The sequence below is a fragment of the Amycolatopsis sp. 2-15 genome (assembly GCF_030285625.1).
Classification (GTDB): Bacteria; Actinomycetota; Actinomycetes; order Mycobacteriales; family Pseudonocardiaceae; genus Amycolatopsis; species Amycolatopsis carbonis.
Map to the genome: position 1 here is coordinate 7,351,009 of NZ_CP127294.1, position 19,307 is coordinate 7,370,315.

Here is a 19,307-nt window from a genome sequence, read left to right on the forward strand (position 1 = left end):
CGCCGTGCGCTCGCGCTCGTCGAGCCCGTGGCGCCAGCGTTGCCGCCGGTCGGCAGAGTCGTGTTCCCACCAAGGTGTGCAGCGTTCACCCAGCGCGACTTTCGCAGTGCACAGCCAAGAACAAGGACGCCGCCGCGGGCTTGGCCATCGCGCAGGCAGCAGCTTCTCTCGCCGAACCCGTCAGCCCCGCGCTGAGCGGACTCGCGCTCCTGCACGTCGCCGAGGCCAACGCCATTCGCAAGCGATCGTGCTCGGCAACCTGTCGCTGGCCCGCCTGCGGCAAGGCGAAGTCGATGGTGCCGTCGACGCACTGCACCGCGCGATCGACGAGCTCGAAGTCACCCGCGGCTGTGGTGGCCTCAACGTGGCGTTCACAGCTGGCCAGGAACTCCGCCCATGGCGCGACCACGCCGCGGTCGATACTGCCGACGAGCGACTCTTCTCTCTGATGTCTGGGGCGTAGACGCCGACTCGCGCGCGGTACAACTGAGACGTGCAGATCGACGAGGAGAAGCGCGCGTCCGCGACCGAGTCTGGCGCATCCTCGACGACGCCGAACCCGTGACCCCGCCCGGCGCCGCCGGCCGCATCCCCTCGTTAACGGCGCCGACCAAGCGGCGCGCGGGCTAGTACTGCAACGACACTTCGTGATGGCCGCGTCGTCGGTAGTGGCTGGTACGTGCTCGGGCTTGGCTGGTGCGTCGCCATCGTGACCAGTGCATCGCATGCTGGATTGTGTGGCGGATCGGTGCGGTGACGCGGTTGAGCAGTTTGCGGATTTCGTTGGACGTGAGCGGTATCAGACCGGGTGCAGATCCCCTTTTTTCGCGGCGTCTCGGGTGATGACGAGGAATGCCGCCGCCGCCATGGAGAGGGTGATGTGCCGATACCATGCTTGGTATCGGCGGACCTGGTAGTGGTCGAGCCCTGTTTCGTTCTTCGCGGTTTGGAAACTTTCTTCGATTGCCCAGCGGCTTCCGGCGACGCGCACCAGTTCGTGGATGTCGGTGTCGGCGGGGCCGAAGCAAATGTAGTAGGCGGTCTCGGTGGGGTCGCTGACTGAGCGGCGGGCCAGCAGCCAGTGGTCGACTCCTGGTCGGCGCAGGGGGCGGATGTCGACGGCGGCCCAATCGTAGATCCGTTGCCCGTGGGCGCCATCGCCGCAGGACAGACGCTGCCAGGTGGCCGGGTCGACGTCCGCGATGACGGCGTGGACGCGTCGTTGCCGCAGATCCATGGAAATCACCATTTGGGACTTGGGTACTGCCAGCACATGCGCGATGTCGTGCTCTTCCAGCCAGAGCCGTAGCCGCCCGACCTGCCCATAGGCTTCATCGGCGGTGAACCATGCAAACGGGATTCTCGCGGCGAGCGCGCGTTCCACCATCAGTTGTGCCAGTTCGGGCTTGGTCGCGAATCCGACGTCGTCCGGAATACCGGCTGCAGCGCACCTTCCCCGATCCGCGATCCACTCTTTCGGCAGATACAACTCGCGATCGATCAAAGCCCGCCCCCGATCCGAGGCGTACGCCAAGAACACGCCGATCTGCGAATTCTCGATCCGCCCGGCCGTGCCCGAATACTGGCGCGCCACGCCGGCGGATTTCGTGCCCTTCTTCACGAATCCGGTCTCGTCGGCGATCAACACGCCGCGTTCCGCGTCCCCGAGCACGTCGACCACCGCAGTGCGCACATCATCACGCATGCCCTCGGCGTCCCAGGCATAGAAGTTCAGCAGCCGCTGCATGCCCTGCGGACCCGTCTCGCCCGCCATCTCTGCCAGGGTCCAGCCGTTCTTACGCTCGGCTTCCGCCAGCAGTCCCCGCAGGTAGAAAACCATTTGCCGCCGCGGCTCCACCCGCGAAAACCGCTCCGCGAACCGCCCCGCGAACGCAGCGAAACGCGCCGACCAGTCCGTCACCATCTCCAGCACACAAGATCAACTACACGACCGTCGAACCAGAGCCTAACCGACACGCCGGTCGCTTCATAACGAAGTGTCGTTGCAGTACTAGCGGCGGTACCGCGGTTCCTGTAACCGCGGCCATTGCCTGCCCCCACGCGGGGCAGTGCCAGGACGTACCGCCGGATCAGTGTCCTGCCGGCAGTCACTCATATTCCTGTGACGCCGGGTCATCCTGCCTGATCAGGGAAATCATGTCTCAGTCGCAGCGTTTCGATTCACAGCACCCGCATGCAGCCGACCCCAGCACTACGCAGCACCCGCGTGCCGCCACCCTGCTCCTGATGGTCGGGCTCCCCGGGGCTGGGAAAACCACCCGCGCCAAAGAGCTCGTCGCAACCCACCAGGCACTGCGGCTGACCCCAGATCACTGGATGATCCCGCTGTTCGGCGATTCGATGGCCGACGGAAAGTGCTGGGTGCTCGAAGGGCGGCTCATCTCGGTCGCCCTACAGGCGCTGCGGCTGGGCACCAGCGTCGTGCTCGACTTCGGGCTCTGGAGCCGCGACGAACGGTCGGCACTGCGCTGGCTGGCCCAGACGATCGGGGCATCATGCCAGGTGGTCTACCTGCCCGTGGACAAGGACGTCCAGCTCGCCCGCATCGCGCACCGCCAGGAAACAACCCCGCATCAGACGTTCCCGATGCGCGAGGCCGACCTGGATGTGTGGCGGGAGCAGTTCCAGGTGCCTGACGCCGCCGAACTCGACGGCGGCGAGATTCCCGCCCCACCGGCGGGCTGGCCGAGCTGGCTGGAGTGGGCGGTAGGCACATGGCCCTCGTGCATCGACAGCTAACCCGGCCGGCCCGCCAATCAGGCGCCGCCAGGAGCCGGTCAGGAGGCCGGTGTCGATCTCGGCCGGGCTGACCTCGGTCGCATTCGCGCGGTGGTGTCCGTCGCGGTGTTATTCAGCTTCGGCGTGCGATGTATCGGTTCCAGGTGCCGCCGGCGTTGCGGCCTTGACGGTTCGTCGTGGTGTGGTGAAAGCCGAGAGCGGCCGTCATGACTGGCGCGGGGATCTCCAGCACGAGGTCGCGCGCGGCGCCGACGCGGGCGAGGCGTAGCGGGAACCGGCCAGCGGGCTGCGCGACCCTGCGACCCTGGAGGACGACAACGACTAACCGGCGCGGATTCCCTGGGGTTGAGCCCTCCAGAAAATCCCGAGCCGGGGTTGTCCCTGTCAAGACTGAACGTCGCGACCAGGCACGTCGCCAGCATCGCCTAGCCGGCCTCCGCGAGGTGGCGTTGGAACCACGTGGTCAGGCCAGCGTCCACCTCGCGAGCCAGCGGCAGCTGTGGCGCGGGCTCGATGCCGGGCTCGTCGGCGAGCGCGTGGGCCAACTCGGGGATCGACAGCAGTTCGGACCGTTCGCCCAACGCGTCGACGAGATCCAACGCGTCCGCACGTAGCGCCGAGTGATCCTGCTCGCCGCTGACGACCAGAAGCGGCGCGCGACCAATGACGCCCGCCTTGGCGACGAAGTCCAGGCTGTCGGCGGCCTTCTGGGACTCGGGATCATACGGGTAGTCGCCGGTGAACAGATCCACGACGGACCGGACCCGGATGGCGGCGTTCACCACGGCGCCAGCGAAGACCGGAACCTGGGTGTCGGCGAGGATCCGCAGCGCGACGGCGCCGCCCAACGAACCGCCGAGCACGCCGATCGGGCCATCATCGACCGGCAACTGCGCACGGATCGACGCCAACGCGGCGGGGAATTCCTCGGTCGCCTGCCGCACGAACGGGAACAGAGCGGCCATCAAGACGTCCTTGCGGAGAAGCTCCACACCGGCGTCCATGCTGCCGTCGACCATGCGCGACCCGCACATCGGCATGCCGAGGTGCACCCGCCACGCGGGCAGGTCGTTCATCGGCAATGCGGCGGCGAACGCGGCGTCGGACCTCGGCGCGTCGAGCATGTGCCAAGTGACGATCAGCGGCGCGGGGCCGTTGCCGGCCGGCGGCAGGGCGGTGAACGGCACGCCGGCGGCTGCGCCTGTGATCGGTGAGTGCATGTCGCCACGGTAGATCCGCGTCAGCGTGCTGCGAATCGGTTACGCCACCAGCGGAATTAGCGCAGCGGGCATTCCCGTTGCGCTTGCCCTCAACCAACCTCACCAACGAAGGTCCAGTACTCGATCAGCTCGTCCTGCTCAAAGGCCTGCTGGACGCGGGGAGGTTATCGCTACCTGGAGAAGCGGCCCCGACCAGCCCACGCATCCGGATGAGCGCTCTGGCGCCGTCCTTAAGTAGACCAATATGAACGAGCCGAGGTATTCCGTTAGCTGATCGGCTACCGAACACCTGATCTTGCGACCCCGAGTCCTGGTCGGACTGTTCCGTAAGAGTGTTCCAGGCTCTGTTCGCCCGCTGCTCCACCGACGAGCAGGACGTGATCGTGCAGACCGAGCAACTGCAAGCGCTGGGGGTCGAATCGGACCGGATCCTCAGCCAGGGACACCTCGCCGCTACTGCGGTCGGGCAAAAGGGGGCGAGTCGGGCGGGTAAACAGACACCCGGCAAGTCGGACGGCCCGGACTGGATCACGGGAGTACTACGGCGTCCCCGAGGGCTGTTGCACCACGCCTGCCTGCAGCGATGGTGTGGTCATGGCGATCCCCGGGAGTCGGCACGGTGCGGAGCTCGCGCTGCTGCGCGCGTGGTCCCGCGAGATCGACGCCGAGCCCTACGCCGAAGGCCTGCAGCTGGAGCGGCTGAAGGCCCGCTGGTCCGAGTGCCCCGCACTGCTGGCGCTGCCCACCCTCGCCGACGAGCAGAGCCCGCCGGCCCGCCAAGCCACGCAGGGAGTCGCGTTTTCGACAGATCACGGCTCAAGCCGCTTACTGATGAAGAATTCAGCAAGATCATCAGGAGCTGGAACGCCAAGGGTGGAATGCGAACCCGCAGCATCTAGCGCTCCGGCCGAGGAGGCAGGCATGGCCACATTGGGCTCACGTGGCAACCGTGCGCGATGATCGCCGCCGACTGACAAGGTGATCAAGCCAGCAAATGCACGACCGTCCAGGTTCCCCTGGACTACGCTCGAGCCCCACGGTCGCACCATCGGTATCGCGGTCACCCGGATCAAAGCCACCGGCCCCGCGCATCGGCGAGTCATCCTGCTGATCAACCCGGGCGGCCCCGGGGAACAGGGAACCGTCATGCCCCGGTGTGATCTCCGCGAGCGCCATGAGTGCGGTCGGCCGTGATAAGCCCCGCGAGATCCCGGCAGCGTTCGCCAGGTCGTGCTGAGTCCAGCTTCTGACCTCTCGGACCAAGCGCACCATGCGGGCCACCGCAGCAGCGTCGGTCAACGCACCTCGTTCATGCCGGGAAGTCGACCTCAAAACTATACTAAAAGCGAGCGCAAAAATTCCGAGGTAACGCCGGCATGTCTGAATAGGTGGTGGATCCGGCCGCCGCCGGGGCGTGGGCGAGGGATACTCCGGGAGATGCTGGTGGCCGAGCGTCCAGCGACGCCGGCGCCACGTCCGGAGAAGGGAACCACAGTATGGAGATCCAGATCAGTACGGACAGCAACCTCAGCGGCGGCGAGGACCTGATCCGGTACTTCGAGGTCGAGCTCGAGTCGAAGCTGGCGCGGTTCAGTGAGCACCTCACCACGCTGGACGTCCACCTGAGCGACGAAATGGGCGGCAGCAGTGACGGCGAAGACCGGCGGTGCGTGATCGAAGCCCGGCCCGCGGGGCGGCAGCCGGTCATCGCCACCCAGCACGCGGGGTCGGTTCCCGACGCGTTCAACGGCGCCGTGCAGAAGCTCGAGCGGGGGCTCGAGAAGCTGTTCGGCCGCGCGGCCCACCACAAGGGCGGCGAGTCCATCCGGCACATGAAGGAAGACCAAGAGAGCTGAAACCAGGCTGGGGTCGGACACGCGGTCAACGACGGCACTCGAGTACGACGTGGCGGCGGACCGTGAGCTCACAACACGGCCGCGCTCGCGATGAGCCCGCACCACGTCATCCCCTTCACCTCGTCGTCGGCGGCTGCTGCACGGCGTGCATGACCTGCGGATTGCTCGCGCGGCCCCTTCCGGCGACTTCCTAACCGGACACTTCGTCGGGAGGCTCGGGTGGTTTGCGCCGGGCGAGGCACGCGGCCAGGACGTGTGCCACGCCGCTTCGAGACCGGCGCGCCGGTGCTGTGTGCAGTGCCGGCAGCCGCTCGCGCGTGACGCGAGCACACGCCGAGATCTGGCGCAGCGGGATGCCGTTGGCTTCGACGGCGATGGCGTAGAGGTGCCGGGCCGAGTGCGGGTGGATAGGGTCGGCGATCGCGCGCACGGCGGCGGCGTGCGCGCGGATCGTGCTGGAGGTCACGCCGCGGCGTAGCAGGCTGCGGCACAGGTACTGCAGCGCGTCGGTGATCTGCTGGGGCTCGCGCCGTTTCCCGACCCGGCTGGTCAGCAACGGCCGGTCGGCCGGTTTCGCCGACAGCTGCCCGCCCCAGGTCCACGTTCCAGTAGTAGTACCTACGCCAGCTCGGCGGGCTTCGGCTCCGGGAACGCGTAGAACCGCACCGAAAGGTTGCGCGCCTCTTCGGCGGCTCCGGGTCTGCGGGCCGCGTAGCGGTTCACCAACTCCAGGTACTCCGCCTCGAACTCCTTCAAGTCCTTGCAGGTCAGCCGCATCCCGGCGCGGCTCCCGGCGGTCCAGCCGTCAAACGTCTCGCGGCGCTCGGCGGCCCAGGCCAGCAGCCGCACCTCGTGGTCGTACTTCGCGTCCAGGTAGGCGGCCAGCTTGGCCCGGTCGGCTTCGGGGAAGTCTTCCGGCTTCGCTTCGTTCATGCTCTGCGGGACGGAGTGCCAGCGGCCGTCGCGAGTGCGGCGGGTGTAGCCGGCATGGGTGAGGGTCAGCAGCGCGGCCGGGACGTCGATCGACGGGACCTGTGCGCTCAGCTCGGCCGAAGTGGCGGGCATGAGGCGGAGAAGGTGCTGGTAGTTCGAGTTCGTGTGCACGGCGATGTCGCGCATGGTCAGCTGCCTCGGCCGCGCGTTGCCAGCGAGCAGGGCACGGGCCCGGAACAGCAGGAACACGGCGATGGGCACCTCGGCTAGCAGCGCCGTGCCCAGGCTCGCCCACTGGTCGGGACCGCCCCAGTCGAGGACGACGTCGAACCAGGCGTCGCAGAACAGCAGCGTGGCCGTCGCGGCCAGCATCGGCACGGAGGCTCGGCTGCGGCGCATCCCGAGCATGACGGCCGAGGCGAAACACAGCAGCAGGACGATGTCGAAGCCGACCCACGCGAACCGCCACTGGCTCGTGTTGAAGCGCTCGGGCAGGGTCAGGCCGAGGTAGACGGTCCACGGCACGAGGAACACCGCGATACCGGCAAGGATGGCGAGAAGCACGCGTCGGAACACTCGATCGACGCTAGCCGCACCGGTGCCGGGGAACATCCGGGAAGATCCCCGAGATCGACTGACCGAGAGGACGAGCGCGACGACGAGCAGCGCCGCCTACGGGATCGCTACGTCGAAACCCTCGCTAGACACTCGACTCCCTGCGGCAATGGTGCGAACGGCAGCTCGCTCTGTAGCAACTTCCGTGAGTTAATGAGCTCGCTAGATCAAGGCCGCACTACCTCAGGCTGCGGCCGCGCAAGGGAGTCTTCGCCGGCGGTGATGAGGTCGGCGAGGGTGGGGGCGGCGGTGCCGGCGAGGTGGCGGCCTTGACGAGGTAGGCCTCGGTGGTGGCGAGGCAAGTTCGAGAAGCCGCACTCGCTCGCCGCCCCAACTCGGCCACGACACACCGGCAGAGGAGGAGTGACGAGCAAGCGGTCGACGACAAGTGCGTAGTCGCCACCGTCGCGTTAGGCGTGCAGCTCGTCGTGTAGCACTGGCCGTGAGCTGAACGATTCATGGTGCATCGATCCTTGATCACGCACCGCGAAGGAGCCCTCGTGGCTGAGCCCACTGCCTCGTCCCGCCCCAGAAGCACCGCTCCAGCGGTCAACCTGGATGGGTTCGATTGCCCACACTGCGGCGCCTTCTCCGCGCAAGACTGGGAGGACCTTCCCATTCACGAACCTGCGGCGGGTGGCAGCTTTATCGCTCCGTGGTCCCGGGCGCAGTGCTCCCGCCGCAGCAAGGTGACGCTGTGGAGGGTCAGACAGATGATCTACCCGGCATCGCGGGTAGGGCCTCAGCCGCACGAGGATATGCCGGGCGCCGTGCGCGAGCTGTATGAGGAGGCCGCGGCCGTGTCCGTCGTGTCTCGCCGTGCCGGTGCTGCGCTGGCGCGTGCCACGATCGAGCGGCTGATCAAGCACCTTGACGCCGATGCTCCGGCCAAGTGGCGTGTCGGCGGCTCACCCTCGCGGGTTAGCCGATCGCTCAAAGCCGCACGTCAGCGGCCTGAACCCCGACGAACTCGGGGTGAGCGTGCACGCCGGGCGCACCCCTCACGCAGCTGGAAATCCCGCCGAAATCCCGGAAACGGCCGTTTTGCAGTGAGAGAAGGCCCGTGACGCCTGCGGGAGCGAAGCCCGGGCACGACTCACCGTCGCAGCCGACACCGATGCGCGCAGGGACGGGCAGGATGCGTGGAGATGCGGCTGAAACCCGAACAGGCACTGGCCGCGGTCTACCCGGAGATCGCCGCCACCTGGCACCCAGATCGCAACGGTGTCCATACCCCGCAGAACACCTCCGCGAAGAACTCGCTGCGCGCCCACTGGAGCTGCCCGGCCGGGCACGAGTGGTCCGAGACGGTCGCCGCACGCACCGGGATGCCGGCGTGGAAGCGCGGAGACGGCGCCGCCTGCCGGATCTGCGTCGGCCACGTCGTGGCGACGACGTTCGCGTGCGGCCACACCGTGCTGGTGGAGGCGAAGCTGTCCCGCCCGGACCGCAACTGCCGGGCCTGCCGGCGGGCAGCCTGGGCCGAGGTCGAGAAGCAGCTGCCCGCGCGGCGCGAGGCCGCTCGCGCGGCGTACGCGGCGACCCGGGACGAGGCCAAGACTTTGCTCGAGGACATTGAAGTGCCGTCGCTGGTACCCGCCCCGCTGGTGGCGGACTGGCGCAGCCGGACACTCACCATGATTCGCAGTGCGCTGGTGTCCGAGCGCGAGTTCGGCAAAACCGGCGCGGTCGGCACCGCGAAACGCCAAGCAGCCTTGGCGCTGCAGTCGCTGCCGCCCACCCCAGGCCAGCTGCGCGCGGCACTCGACACACGCAGCCCGATCATGCTGCTGGGCAAAGCCCAGTGGCCGCAGGGCTGGCTACACCTGCTCGGCCACGACACCGCCCCACCCAGCGAAGATCGCCCGACCGTCGACGCCCTGCACGCCTGGCTCCACCCCCGGCTCGCCCAGATCAACCGGGAGGCGACGCAGGAAGCGGCTACGACACCAAGACCATCACCCGGATCCTCACCGGGCTCGTTCTCGACTGGGCCGACGCGCAACCCCGCAAGTTCCGCCACAAACGGTGGATCGGCTACCGCGAGCTCACCATCCCGATCACCCCCGGGGGCGCCATCCGCTACGGACGGCTCGACGTCGTCGTCACCCGGCCCGGCCCGCCCGACCTGGTCATCGAAATCGACTCCACAAACAACCCGCGCAGCGTCGAGAAACTGCAGTTCGCCCATGCTGCGGGGGCGGTACCCGTCTGGATCCGCTGGGGCTCCGGAGCCCGGCACGAGCCGCCCGGCGTCACCACAATCGACCTGCGCCCGTCCGGCGTCGGCCCGCGGTGACATCGGGCTGGTAGGCACTCGCGCGGTGATCGTCGCGCAGCTCATCGAGGGCCGCAGGCCGCGCCATGCGTCCGGGCGCTTTCTGCGGCACCATGTCCCTAGTGACGACGGGAGGCATGGTGGCGTTGAGACCGTTTGGGCGAGGCAGAAGGCACACGGCCTGTCACGGACGCGGGCCGTGGCTTGTCCTCATCACGAAGCGCGTTATGTGAACCGAGAACCGCCGACCTGGGTCACCGCCGAACGAGTGGGCCGGTACACCGGTCCTGAATGCGATGGCCGACGCAAGATCGTCCATTCCGCGCAGGCCTTGCGGAGGTGTGGTACATGTCAGAGAAGAACCCAGAGCACGGGAGCGCCCACGAGGTCTCCCTGCCGCCCGAAGTCACGTTGCTGCAGGAAGTCACTCCGCCCTTCTTTCCCGATGGTGGTTCGGGAATGACCGTCATCGTCGACTGGCCTCCCGGTCACCCCGGGCTCCCTCCGCATCGCCACTCGGGCCCGGCGTTCGGCTACGTGATGGAGGGCGCACTTCGGTTCGAGCTCGAGGGTGATCCGGAGCATGTGGTCGAGGCCGGTGGGACGTTCTGGGAGCCAGGCGGTGACGTGATCCACTACCAGGACGGCAACGCCCTGCCGGACGCACCGACCAAGTTCCTGGTGACCATGGTGTGCGCGCCGGGCCAGCCGATGCTCACATTGGTCGACGAGGAGGAGCTGAAGGAACGGGCGCACCTGCGAGCGCCACGTCCTCCGGAGGCTGACCTGTGATGCCGCATCAAGTAGCCGGCCACCTGCCCGGTCCGCTGCAACTCCGGGACGAACACGTTCAGATCCATCCATCCGGTCGATGCACTCGACCTGAAACTCTACCCGACACCGCCTGTCCGTTATGCGGGCTAAATCGGCTCAGTAGTCCAGGAACGTAGCCCTACCGCGACCAGGCCGACATCGGCGGCATCGACTACGACACCTGCCTGCCCTGCCGCCAGATCCTGCTCCGCGAAATCGGCCTCGTCGACGCTGAGCGGCGCCGCGGGATCGGCACCCGCGTACTGGCCTACCTGCGCGCTGAGCTGGCCGGCTACCGCTGGTTCATCACGGCGGAGAAGCCGACGTCGCGCCAGTTCTGGCCGCGCATCTGCGCCGCCTGCCCCGGCGAGTACGACAGCTTCGGGCGCGTACCAGCCCGGTGCCCGCACAATGACTGACCCACGGCCCGAGGTTGGACCTCGTCGCGAACGCGCACGCCCGCGACGAGGACACCCACCCTCCCGGGATTTTTCCGGGCACGTGATCCTCCCGCAGCCCGAGGGCAACCCGATGGGGTGTATCCCCCAACCTCGGCCCTGAACCGGCTGACGCCGCGAGCGGCGAGATCGTTGAGGCGGTGACCTGAGCTGTTCCCGGCGCCGCTGCGCCATACGGGTTACGCTCGGCTTCAGCGCCGCCTGGCGCGCACGGTCCCCCGGAGGAGCACGGGAGGCCACGATGGCAGGCAACGCGTCAGGCGAGCGGTCCCGGGTGCCGGGCGCGATCGAGCCGATGCTCGCCACCCCTGACGGCGGCACGCTGCGCGACGGCCCGGGCTATGCGTACGAGTTCAAGTGGGATGGCTGCCGGGCGATCATGCGCGTGGCGGCCGATGGCACGACGGTGCTGACCAGCCGCAACAACAACGACTTCACCGGCCGCTCCCCGAGCTCGCCGGAGCCCTGGCCGAGACGCTGGGCGGGCGGTGCGCGGTGCTCGACGGGGAGATCGTCTGGACACGGCGGAAGATGTAGTCGTAGCGGCGATAGGTGATCGGGTTGCCGTTGGCGTAGCGCAACAGCCGCTCGTTTGGGTCACCACTCCCCCGCTCCTCGTGGTGCGCGACCAGGTGGCGCATCAAGGTCGGTGACACGGGCTGCCAGCGCTCGGTTTCGCCTTTTTCCCGCAGCAGCACCGTGCACTGCGCACGATCGAGATCACGCGGGCGCAGGGCGAGTGCGCCGCCGCGGCGGCAGGCGCTCTCCTCGTGCAATCGGCAGATCAGCGAGTCCAGCTCCGGGTCGTCGCCCGTGCTTGCGACGACGTCGTTGAGCTCGGCCGGCTGCGTGTTCGCCAGCGCACGACGCGTGGAGGCGTTGGGGCGCGGCTTGGTGACCCGCCGGGCCGGGTTGCGGTGCTGGTCGAGGCGTCCGTCGTTCTCCAGATGCCGGTACAGGCAGCGCACAGCTGCGACGAAGTTCTCCGCAGCGTTGCGGCCACCACGGGAGTTGCGGCGAACCAGAGCAGTCGTGCGCACTACCTCCGACAACCCCTTGATCTCGCTGGCCGTGATCGTGCCATGCGCCGATCACCCCACTCGGCTTCGGCCTTGTTCCAGTACGACCCGTACGACGCGGCCGTGCTCGGCGAGACCAGGCCTGCCACCACCGGAATCCACTCGCGGATCGTGGGCATCGGCCACTGCTCCGGCGCAGCCTCGGCCGGGGCAGTGATGACGAGATCAGCGGGATCGACGCCGAGGCGGGACAGCAGCAACCGGGCCGCTTCCAGGTCCTGCTGGGTGACAGGTGCGTTCACGATGCCTCCCCGGTAGCGGCCAGTGAGGTGTGGAAGGTGCGGAGCATCGCCTGCACGGCGACTTCCGGGTGAACGACGAGAACATCATGGACAGGGTCGGCGACCAGCAGCAGACGGCCGCCCGCCAGAGCTCCGCAGCCGTGCCGGACCGGAGCCGGGAGCGCAACATAGGGCTTGCGGGGCATGACGAAAACGCCATCCGGGCGTCGGCGGATCACGACGTCTTGACGAGAGTGATCAGCGGACGGTCGCCGGGGCTCCACCCGAGCGCGGCGACTGCGCCGCGATCCTGCAGTCGTCCCCCGCCGTACATGACCGCGATGGACAGTCGAGGGCCGCCCGCCGCGCCAAGGTCTCGTAACAGCGGGAGACCCTTCGGAACCGGCGAGGACGCCACGACTGAAGTCGGCGCGACGATCCTGCCGGGCAACGCCAGCGGTGAGACGAGGCGGGTCATGAGGCACCTCCCCAGCACGCTGCGCGAGGGGAGGGCGCGTTCACGATCAGCGTAGTCGAGACCGGCTGTTGCCGAACGTGAGAAAGACCCGCCGTAGCGGGCCTGTTACTCTGAGGTTTGGGAGATCTCCCATGAATATGCGTCCGAGGACGATCTTGCTCGCTAACCACAACGCTCCGCATCCCTGGCTGACCTGCAGGTTCTCACTTGTCGACCCCGAAGCCACCCCACGCCCCATGGGGACTACAACGCTGGCCGCTATCGAGAAGTTCGCCCGCTGACAAGTCGCCACCTCGCCCGGCAGGGCGGGGTGGCGATCCGGTCGATCGTGACGTTGTCGCAGTCGATCTCGACCATGTCCGGGACGACGTAGGGACCCAGCGCCGGCCAGGAAGCGCCCGCGCCGCGACCCGGACGGCGACGTCGACATGGACGGCTGAGCGTCCCGGCGTAATGTCGAGTTTATGTTGTTTCGGGACGGCCAGTACCGGTCCGGTCCGCAGTCGGCCGAGCTATTGGTGAAGACGCGGCGCACTGGACTCGGCTCGCGCGTCGGACACGATCTCACGATCGAGGCGTCAGAGTGGGTTGCCGCCGTGTCGGTGAACACGGCGGACCCCGCGTTGTCCTCGGTCTCGGTCGACGTCGTCGCCGGCTCGCTGCGGGTGCGGTCCGGAAGCGGCGGAATCAAACCGCTCACCGACTCCGACCGCGCCGAGATCGAGAAAAACATTCAGACGAAGATTCTGCACACCGACCGATATCACGCAATCACGTTCCACTCGACGCGAGTCATCCAAGATGGCGAATCACTCACCGTCGACGGCAATCTGACCATCATGGACCAGTCACACCCGATCACCGTGCTGGCCACGGTCAGCGACGACCGCAGGATCCGAGGCGGCGCAACCATAGTCCAGACACAATGGGGCATCAAACCCTATTCGGCGTTTTTCGGGGCGCTGAAGCTGGCAAACGAGGTCGCAATCGAGTTCGACGCGAAACTCACCCCGCCCTAGCCACGCAGAATCATCAGGCCGGCCGCCGCTCGCCGAAATGCAGCATACTGGGTGCCGGCTGAGCGCGGTGGTCGTGAACAGTGGCGAGGCTGGCCCGGCAGGCGCTCACAATCTGGCGAGTGGCGATGCCCTTGGGGGTGCGGCGGCAGCGCGGGCAAGCCATTGTCACGTCGCCAGTGAGCTCGTCGATAGCCACCGTGACTGCGCACTGACAGTCACGGCACCAGCGATGACCCGTGACTGGGCTGGCGTGCTCGGGGGAGGCGATGCACTGATGGATCCACCGGCGGTGGGCGGTGCAGGTCAGCCGCTCGAACGGGGACAGGCCGGTCTCGACGGCGGCGTCTTCGGCGGCCAGCTTCGCGGCCAGGCTGCGGTCGGCCAGGTCCGCAAAGCGGCGGCTGGCGGACGCGGCCGCGCGATGCTGGGCTATCAGGGACACGACAGCGTCGGCCCGCCGGTGGACAGAGGGCCGGGTCTCGCCGCCGGTCGGCGTGGTCGCCGTAACGAAGGTCTGCTGGAACATCATCGCCCTTTCCTGCGAGAACAAGGCCGGTCAGGACCTCGCTCCTGAGCCACGGCACGCCATTGGTCGCTGTCTGAGGTCAAGCTTCGCTCACCAACCCGGGTATGTCGTCACAGCAGGCAACCATCCTGGCGTAGCTGCTCGCCGGGGCTGCGCGATACCAGCTACCAGGAAGCGGCACAGCTGGCTCAAACTTCGTCGCGCTGACTCATTCCCCCTGGCAGCGGCGCATCGTGGTAGTCCGGAATTCCCCGGGGGATGGTCAGCGCGGAAAGCGCGCCAGCGGCAGCCGCGACGGCGAACGCCACCCGGAACCCGTCGGCCGTGGGTACGGACACTGGCCCCACCTGGACGGTGAGCGTGGCTAGGAGCGACCCGATGACGGCCGAAGAAATCGCTGTCCGCGGCCGGCGCCGCGGCCGCAGCGGTCTCCGAGGGTGCCGGCGCCTTGGCTGCGGCCGGTGGTGCCACGGCCGGTGCCGGAATCGCCGGCGAGATGCTCGGCGACGGTGCCGGTGAAGCAACCGGCGGCGAAGCAGGGGCCGAAGCGTCCGCCGGGGAGTCGGCTGGTGAGGCGGGCGCTGCGCCCACACCAGCAGACCCGCCATCGCCTCCTGCTGCTGCGAAGAGTGCACCAGCGGCGACCGCACCGGCCGAGGAAGCCCCCGCTGCCAGCCCGGCCAAGGCTTCGGCTGGGTGTAACAGCTTCGCCGGCGCGACGAGCGTCCTGATGGCCGATGGCTCGACCAAGCCGATCGACCAGGTCCACATCGGCGACACGATCACCAACGCCGAACCAGACGGCCACAACGATGAACAGCACGTTGGTCACGGCGGTGCACGTCACCACCACCGACAAGTCTTTCGACGACCTCACCTTCAGCACGCCGGACGGGCCGGCGACCATCACCAGCACCGCCCAGCACCTGTTCTGGGACGCCACCCTCCACACCTGGCGCGAAGCCGACAACCTCCGTGTCGGCGACGAAGTCGACACCCCGGACAACGGTCACGTCACCGTCGTAGCCACCCGCCTCTACACCGCCGCGATCATCACCTACAACCTCACCATCGACGACGTCCACACGTACTATGTGCTGGCGGGGACCACGCCGGTTCTTGTGCATAACTGCAACAAAATCAAGGGAGATACGAGTTCGAGGATCAGCTGAACCCCGGAAAGACGTATCTTGGCAAGACGAAGAACTTCAATAACCGCTTGCAGGATCATATCAACAGTGGGCGCCTCAAGAGTCGTGGAAATGCGACCTGCACGCATGTTTGCGGAACGAATGATGACCTGTTCGTTGCCGAACATCCTCGGATGGAAGAACTGCGTGATCAGGGAGTCGATCTCTCGAATGACATTGCGTCGCCGGGTAAGAAGATCTTGAAGCAAGGCAAGATGCCGAAAAATTCGAACAACTCAGGCTCCGGTAGGAGCAGCTCGAAGTGACTGATTTCTGGAAGGTCATCGGCTCAAGCTCCGTCCAGGATGAGAGCGAGATCGACTCTGCCCTGGAGCGGATCTCTGGGGAGCTCAGCGCGCTGGCACCCGATGCCTTGACTCACTTTGTTGAGCGACTGCGGGAGTCGCTTTATCGGATCGACAGGAGGGATCTAGCAGAGGTGCCGGTGGTGCTTGCCAATGGTTTGAAACTCCCGCAGACGAGCGACCACTTCCTGTATGCGCGATGCGCGTGCATCTTGGCGGGCGAAAGAGTGTACGGCGATGTCCTGAGTTCTGGCGTCGGATTCGAACGCTTCGGCGCGCCGTTTGGTCAGGAGGCTGAGGGGCTGCTCCACCTGGCGTCGGAGGAGTACGAAAGAAAGACCGCGTCCAGAATGAATGTCGAGAGCTTTTTCTCGATTGAGTCAAGGTCGAACATTCAGGGATGGGTCGACTGATCCCTGCTGGAATTTGATTTTCCTGAGGACGTACTGCAGGCCCGCCGGAATTGTTCCGGCGGGCCTGCAGGGTCTTTGACGGCAACGTCAGCGGACTGCGACTGCTGTAGGTGGGTCGTTGGGGCCATCCTTGCCCGGGCCGAGGGTGTCGATGGCGTGGCGCTGGAGGCGGAGTCGTACGTGGGCGTAGACGCCGGCGGCACGTCCTCGCGCGGGAGGCGCCCGGTTGAACTCGGCCCCCTGATCGTCCTCATCTCGGAGATAGTGCTTGAAGACCGCACGCACTGGCTTCGCGCACCGGCTGCAGCTGCCGGTGGCGTTCTGGGCGAACCAGCAGGCCACAGGCGAAGCGCGCAAGCGCTCCAACCCGGTGGCCACCGCAGCGTCGGCCGCCATGTTCCCATAGTGCGCTTTGCTCCACGTCGTCCTCCTGCAGCGCCGGGAGAGCTGGCCGTCGCGAGGACTTACACCACCACCTGATCACGAGAGCTGCCACTGCATGCGGAGGTCGGTCGCAAATGCGGCCATTCGGGTGCAGACCCGCTCGCGATTCGTCATCGGCGCCGGGTAGCTGCGTTCCGCCCTTGACCCGAATCCACCTCAAGCATCGAGGTGCACGATGATCAGCCCTGCCCGACCAGCGACGCCTACAGACGCGGTGTCTCCGCGTCGGGCCGGCGCCCGACGTCGCCAGCGAACCGTCGAAGGTCACGGGCTGAGGTTCGCGTTCTACGGGAGGATGTCCACGGTCGAGTTCCAAGACTGGGAAACGTCGTTGGGGTGGCAGCGAGAGGCCACCGAGGAGACGATCCGAGGGCACGGCGTGATCGTGGCGGAGTTCTTCGACGAAGGATGTTCACGTCGGCTGCCATGGCGTCAACGGCCGGCCGCGGCACAGCTGATGGCAGCAACGGAGCAAACGAACCGTTCGTTCGACGCTGTCGTCATCGGAGAGTACGAGCGAGCGTTCTACGGAGATCAGTTCAACGCCGTGCTGACCGCACTGCGGCGCGGGGAATCCAGCTGTGGCTCCCGGAAGCGGGCGGTCCGGTGAACCTCGACGACCCCGTCCACCAGGCGCTGATGCTGCTCCTCGGGTTCCAGTCGCGTCGCGAAGTGCTGCGGGCTCGGCACCGGGTTCTGACAGCTATGCACGTCCAGTCCCGCGTTCAAGGCAGGTTCCTCGGCGGCCGGCCACCCTACGGCTACCGCCTGGCCGACGCTGGCCCCCACCCGGGTCGCCAAGGCGGCGCTGCTCAGCGCCGTGCCGCCGCTGATGGTGCAGACGGACGCCAATCCCGACGGCTTGCCCAAGAGCGTGTTCGACGACATGCAGGCGCAGCTGCTGGCGAACCGTTCGGAGTTCTACCGGGCCGTCGCTTCGGGGCCGTTCTACGGCTTCAACCGGCCCGGGGTCGAGCCGTCGGAAGCCATGATCGAGAACTGGTGGCGCCAGGGCATGATGGGTGGCGCGAAAGCGCACTACGACGGGATCGTCGCGTTCTCCCAGACCGACTTCACCGAGGACCTGAAGAAGATCACCGTGCCGGTGCTGGTCATGCACGACGACCAGGTCGTTCCCTACGCCGACTCGGCGCCGCTGTCGGCGAAGCTGCTGCAGAACGGCACGCTCAAGACCTACGCGGGCTTCCCGCACGGCATGCCGACGACGCAGGCCGAGACGATCAACGCCGACCTGCTCGAGTTCATCCGCTCCTGATCGGGCGAGCACGCGGAGGCCCGCGGGCTCGTACGGCTAAAAGTCGACGAATTCGCGGGTCATCCGCGGGGCCCGCGATGCGTGCCGAGCTCGTTGGATTCGCCGAGCGGCGGCTGGATGCTCCGGGCAGTGCCATGACCGCGCCCACCGTGCCGAGGGGGCCGGTGCCGGCGGTCCACCCGTGGTCGTCAAGGACGCCGATCTGCTGGCGCATGTTGCGGATGATGCGGTGGTAGATCCACTGTTGAGGCCCTTTCGGAGCGCTCGCCTGTGTGAGGTTCGGGCCGCGTGCAAATGCCGCGAACGTTAGAGTGCGAGAGCTGGAGGCACCTCGCGCGTTCCGGTCCGGAGGGGCGCCGCCTTCGTGGCATACCGACCTTGCGCGAACGATGAAGGGCTCGGCGCGGGGAGGGTGCGGCGCGTTTCCTCCTCGTCCAGCAGCGGGCCTGGAAGCACACATCCCACGGCGGCACCGGTAATTCCCCGGTGGTCGTGATGGTGCCCGGTCGCTGCCGCACTGCTCCTCACATGTGTCCCGGCCCTCGTTCTTTCGCGTAGCCGACGGGAGAGTTGCTCATGGACAACATGCGGGACGAGTCGTGGCCGATGGTGCTCGATGAGGTCACCGGGGCGCTGGAGACGTTGATCGCGGCGCTGGACAAGATCGACGACTCCGCTGTCCTGCTGCACGAGGTGTGTGAGCAGGTGATCCGGGCCGTGCCCGGCGTTGACGAGGCCAGCATCACCCTGATCACCGACGGCGTGCCCACCACCACCGCGACGACCAGCGAGGCCGCGGCCGCGCTGGACCGCGACCAGTACCTCGTCGGTGACGGACCCTGCCTGCAGGCCGCGCGCACCGGCGCCATGGTGCGGGTATCGATCGCCGACGCCGCCGAGCGCTGGCCGGTGTTCGCGAAGGACTCGGCCAAGGCCGGATTCGGCAGTTTCCTGTCCGCGCCCCTGGTGGTCAGCGACACACACGCCGGCGCGGTCAACTGCTACAGCACCCGCGACCACGGCTTCGCCGAACTCGACGAGAAACTGCTCGACCTCTACACCACCGCCGCCACCGCCGCGCTGCGCACCTACAACCGCTACCAGCACGCGCACGAGACCGCCGAGCACCTCCGGACGGCCCTGTCCAGCCGTGCGGTGATCGACCAGGCCAAAGGCATCCTCATGCCCCTGCGCCGGATCCCCGCGGACGAGGCGTTCACCCTGCTCGTCGAACAGTCCCAGCGGGAAAACGTCAAACTGCGCGACCTCGCCGCTCGGTTCGTCGCCCACGCCACCGGCGTGACACCCACGACGTAAAACAGCCCATAGTCGCCGCCGTCGCTGGCCGGCGGCACCCGCGCGGCGTTGCCCGGCCGCTGACCCACCGAGGTGGGCACCTTTGGGTGCTATCCCACAGCACCCA

General features: G+C 67.5%; 24 protein-coding genes and 1 pseudogene. 15 read left to right on the forward strand and 10 right to left on the reverse strand.

The window, feature by feature from the left end:
• Positions 1-247 precede the first annotated feature (247 nt).
• On the forward strand, positions 248-463 hold the full coding sequence (locus QRX50_RS36490) for a hypothetical protein (RefSeq protein WP_285967632.1): 216 nt from the start codon (positions 248-250) through the stop codon (positions 461-463).
• Between the two features lie 336 nt (positions 464-799).
• Here the strand turns inward: QRX50_RS36490 and QRX50_RS36495 are convergent, their stop codons facing one another.
• A complete protein-coding gene (locus tag QRX50_RS36495) occupies positions 800-1,924 on the reverse strand; it encodes an IS701 family transposase (protein ID WP_434533376.1) in 1,125 nt (374 codons plus the stop codon).
• A 323-nt stretch (positions 1,925-2,247) separates the two neighbouring features.
• Between QRX50_RS36495 and QRX50_RS36500 the strand changes: the two genes are divergently transcribed.
• Complete coding sequence (locus tag QRX50_RS36500) at positions 2,248-2,760, forward strand: P-loop nucleotide/nucleoside kinase family protein (protein ID WP_285967634.1); 513 nt, start codon at positions 2,248-2,250, stop codon at positions 2,758-2,760.
• A 425-nt stretch (positions 2,761-3,185) separates the two neighbouring features.
• Here QRX50_RS36500 and QRX50_RS36505 read toward each other — a convergent pair whose 3' ends face one another.
• The gene (locus QRX50_RS36505; RefSeq protein WP_285967635.1) at positions 3,186-3,980 is read right to left on the reverse strand and encodes an alpha/beta hydrolase family protein; all 795 of its coding nucleotides are present in this window, start codon (positions 3,978-3,980) and stop codon (positions 3,186-3,188) included.
• A gap of 594 nt (positions 3,981-4,574) precedes the next feature.
• Here QRX50_RS36505 and QRX50_RS36510 point away from each other — a divergent pair.
• Both QRX50_RS36510 and QRX50_RS36515 read left to right on the forward strand, forming a co-directional pair.
• Entirely contained in the window at positions 4,575-4,940 is a 366-nt protein-coding gene (locus QRX50_RS36510; RefSeq protein WP_285967636.1) for a hypothetical protein, read from the forward strand.
• A 536-nt stretch (positions 4,941-5,476) separates the two neighbouring features.
• The gene (locus QRX50_RS36515) at positions 5,477-5,836 is read left to right on the forward strand and encodes an HPF/RaiA family ribosome-associated protein (RefSeq protein ID WP_285967637.1); all 360 of its coding nucleotides are present in this window, start codon (positions 5,477-5,479) and stop codon (positions 5,834-5,836) included.
• Positions 5,837-6,026: 190 nt separating this feature from the next.
• Here the strand turns inward: QRX50_RS36515 and QRX50_RS36520 are convergent, their stop codons facing one another.
• Both QRX50_RS36520 and QRX50_RS36525 read right to left on the reverse strand, forming a co-directional pair.
• Positions 6,027-6,392 carry a hypothetical protein gene (locus tag QRX50_RS36520; protein ID WP_285967638.1) on the reverse strand — a complete coding sequence of 122 codons (366 nt, stop codon included), beginning with the start codon at positions 6,390-6,392 and terminating at the stop codon, positions 6,027-6,029.
• Between the two features lie 62 nt (positions 6,393-6,454).
• Positions 6,455-7,345 carry a hypothetical protein gene (locus QRX50_RS36525; RefSeq protein ID WP_285967639.1) on the reverse strand — a complete coding sequence of 297 codons (891 nt, stop codon included), beginning with the start codon at positions 7,343-7,345 and terminating at the stop codon, positions 6,455-6,457.
• Between the two features lie 1,187 nt (positions 7,346-8,532).
• Here QRX50_RS36525 and QRX50_RS50020 point away from each other — a divergent pair.
• From QRX50_RS50020 to QRX50_RS36540, 3 genes and pseudogenes are all read left to right on the forward strand, one after another.
• Positions 8,533-8,703 (forward strand): annotated as a pseudogene (locus tag QRX50_RS50020) (zinc-ribbon domain-containing protein); the annotation flags it as partial.
• 485 nt (positions 8,704-9,188) lie between these two features.
• Positions 9,189-9,683, forward strand: a complete 495-nt coding sequence (locus tag QRX50_RS36535) for a hypothetical protein (protein WP_285967641.1) — start codon at positions 9,189-9,191, stop codon at positions 9,681-9,683.
• 327 nt (positions 9,684-10,010) lie between these two features.
• The gene (locus QRX50_RS36540; RefSeq protein ID WP_285967642.1) at positions 10,011-10,454 is read left to right on the forward strand and encodes a cupin domain-containing protein; all 444 of its coding nucleotides are present in this window, start codon (positions 10,011-10,013) and stop codon (positions 10,452-10,454) included.
• 313 nt (positions 10,455-10,767) lie between these two features.
• On the opposite strand, the gene QRX50_RS36545 is transcribed toward QRX50_RS36540, so the two are convergent.
• From QRX50_RS36545 to QRX50_RS36565, 5 genes are all read right to left on the reverse strand, one after another.
• Entirely contained in the window at positions 10,768-10,899 is a 132-nt protein-coding gene (locus tag QRX50_RS36545; RefSeq protein WP_285967643.1) for a hypothetical protein, read from the reverse strand.
• A 468-nt stretch (positions 10,900-11,367) separates the two neighbouring features.
• Positions 11,368-11,973: a site-specific integrase gene (locus QRX50_RS36550; RefSeq protein WP_285967644.1), complete on the reverse strand. Its 606-nt coding sequence runs from the start codon at positions 11,971-11,973 to the stop codon at positions 11,368-11,370.
• Positions 11,973-12,254, reverse strand: a complete 282-nt coding sequence (locus QRX50_RS36555) for a hypothetical protein (protein ID WP_285967645.1) — start codon at positions 12,252-12,254, stop codon at positions 11,973-11,975. The genes QRX50_RS36550 and QRX50_RS36555 overlap by 1 nt, the downstream gene beginning before the upstream one ends.
• Positions 12,251-12,439: a hypothetical protein gene (locus QRX50_RS36560; protein ID WP_285967646.1), complete on the reverse strand. Its 189-nt coding sequence runs from the start codon at positions 12,437-12,439 to the stop codon at positions 12,251-12,253. Before QRX50_RS36560 ends, QRX50_RS36555 begins: the two co-directional genes overlap by 4 nt.
• A gap of 29 nt (positions 12,440-12,468) precedes the next feature.
• The gene (locus QRX50_RS36565) at positions 12,469-12,711 is read right to left on the reverse strand and encodes a hypothetical protein (RefSeq protein WP_285967647.1); all 243 of its coding nucleotides are present in this window, start codon (positions 12,709-12,711) and stop codon (positions 12,469-12,471) included.
• Between the two features lie 464 nt (positions 12,712-13,175).
• On the opposite strand from QRX50_RS36565, the gene QRX50_RS36570 reads away from it, so the two are divergent.
• Positions 13,176-13,730, forward strand: a complete 555-nt coding sequence (locus QRX50_RS36570; protein WP_285967648.1) for a YceI family protein — start codon at positions 13,176-13,178, stop codon at positions 13,728-13,730.
• A gap of 13 nt (positions 13,731-13,743) precedes the next feature.
• Here the strand turns inward: QRX50_RS36570 and QRX50_RS36575 are convergent, their stop codons facing one another.
• A complete protein-coding gene (locus tag QRX50_RS36575; protein WP_285967649.1) occupies positions 13,744-14,259 on the reverse strand; it encodes a hypothetical protein in 516 nt (171 codons plus the stop codon).
• Positions 14,260-15,068: 809 nt separating this feature from the next.
• Between QRX50_RS36575 and QRX50_RS36580 the strand changes: the two genes are divergently transcribed.
• The 7 genes from QRX50_RS36580 (at position 15,069) to QRX50_RS36605 (ending at position 19,201) form a co-directional block, all read left to right on the forward strand.
• Complete coding sequence (locus QRX50_RS36580) at positions 15,069-15,428, forward strand: polymorphic toxin-type HINT domain-containing protein (protein WP_285967650.1); 360 nt, start codon at positions 15,069-15,071, stop codon at positions 15,426-15,428.
• On the forward strand, positions 15,425-15,712 hold the full coding sequence (locus QRX50_RS50025; protein ID WP_353074185.1) for a GIY-YIG nuclease family protein: 288 nt from the start codon (positions 15,425-15,427) through the stop codon (positions 15,710-15,712). Before QRX50_RS36580 ends, QRX50_RS50025 begins: the two co-directional genes overlap by 4 nt.
• Complete coding sequence (locus tag QRX50_RS36585; RefSeq protein ID WP_285967651.1) at positions 15,709-16,164, forward strand: DUF4240 domain-containing protein; 456 nt, start codon at positions 15,709-15,711, stop codon at positions 16,162-16,164. The genes QRX50_RS50025 and QRX50_RS36585 overlap by 4 nt, the downstream gene beginning before the upstream one ends.
• Before the next feature lie 268 nt (positions 16,165-16,432).
• Positions 16,433-16,570 carry a hypothetical protein gene (locus tag QRX50_RS36590; protein ID WP_285967652.1) on the forward strand — a complete coding sequence of 46 codons (138 nt, stop codon included), beginning with the start codon at positions 16,433-16,435 and terminating at the stop codon, positions 16,568-16,570.
• A gap of 333 nt (positions 16,571-16,903) precedes the next feature.
• Positions 16,904-17,218, forward strand: a complete 315-nt coding sequence (locus QRX50_RS36595; RefSeq protein ID WP_285967653.1) for a hypothetical protein — start codon at positions 16,904-16,906, stop codon at positions 17,216-17,218.
• Between the two features lie 210 nt (positions 17,219-17,428).
• Positions 17,429-17,884, forward strand: coding sequence for an alpha/beta fold hydrolase (locus QRX50_RS36600; RefSeq protein ID WP_285967654.1), 456 nt, complete (start codon positions 17,429-17,431; stop codon positions 17,882-17,884).
• 576 nt (positions 17,885-18,460) lie between these two features.
• Complete coding sequence (locus QRX50_RS36605) at positions 18,461-19,201, forward strand: GAF and ANTAR domain-containing protein (protein WP_285967655.1); 741 nt, start codon at positions 18,461-18,463, stop codon at positions 19,199-19,201.
• The last annotated feature ends 106 nt before the right edge of the window (positions 19,202-19,307 follow it).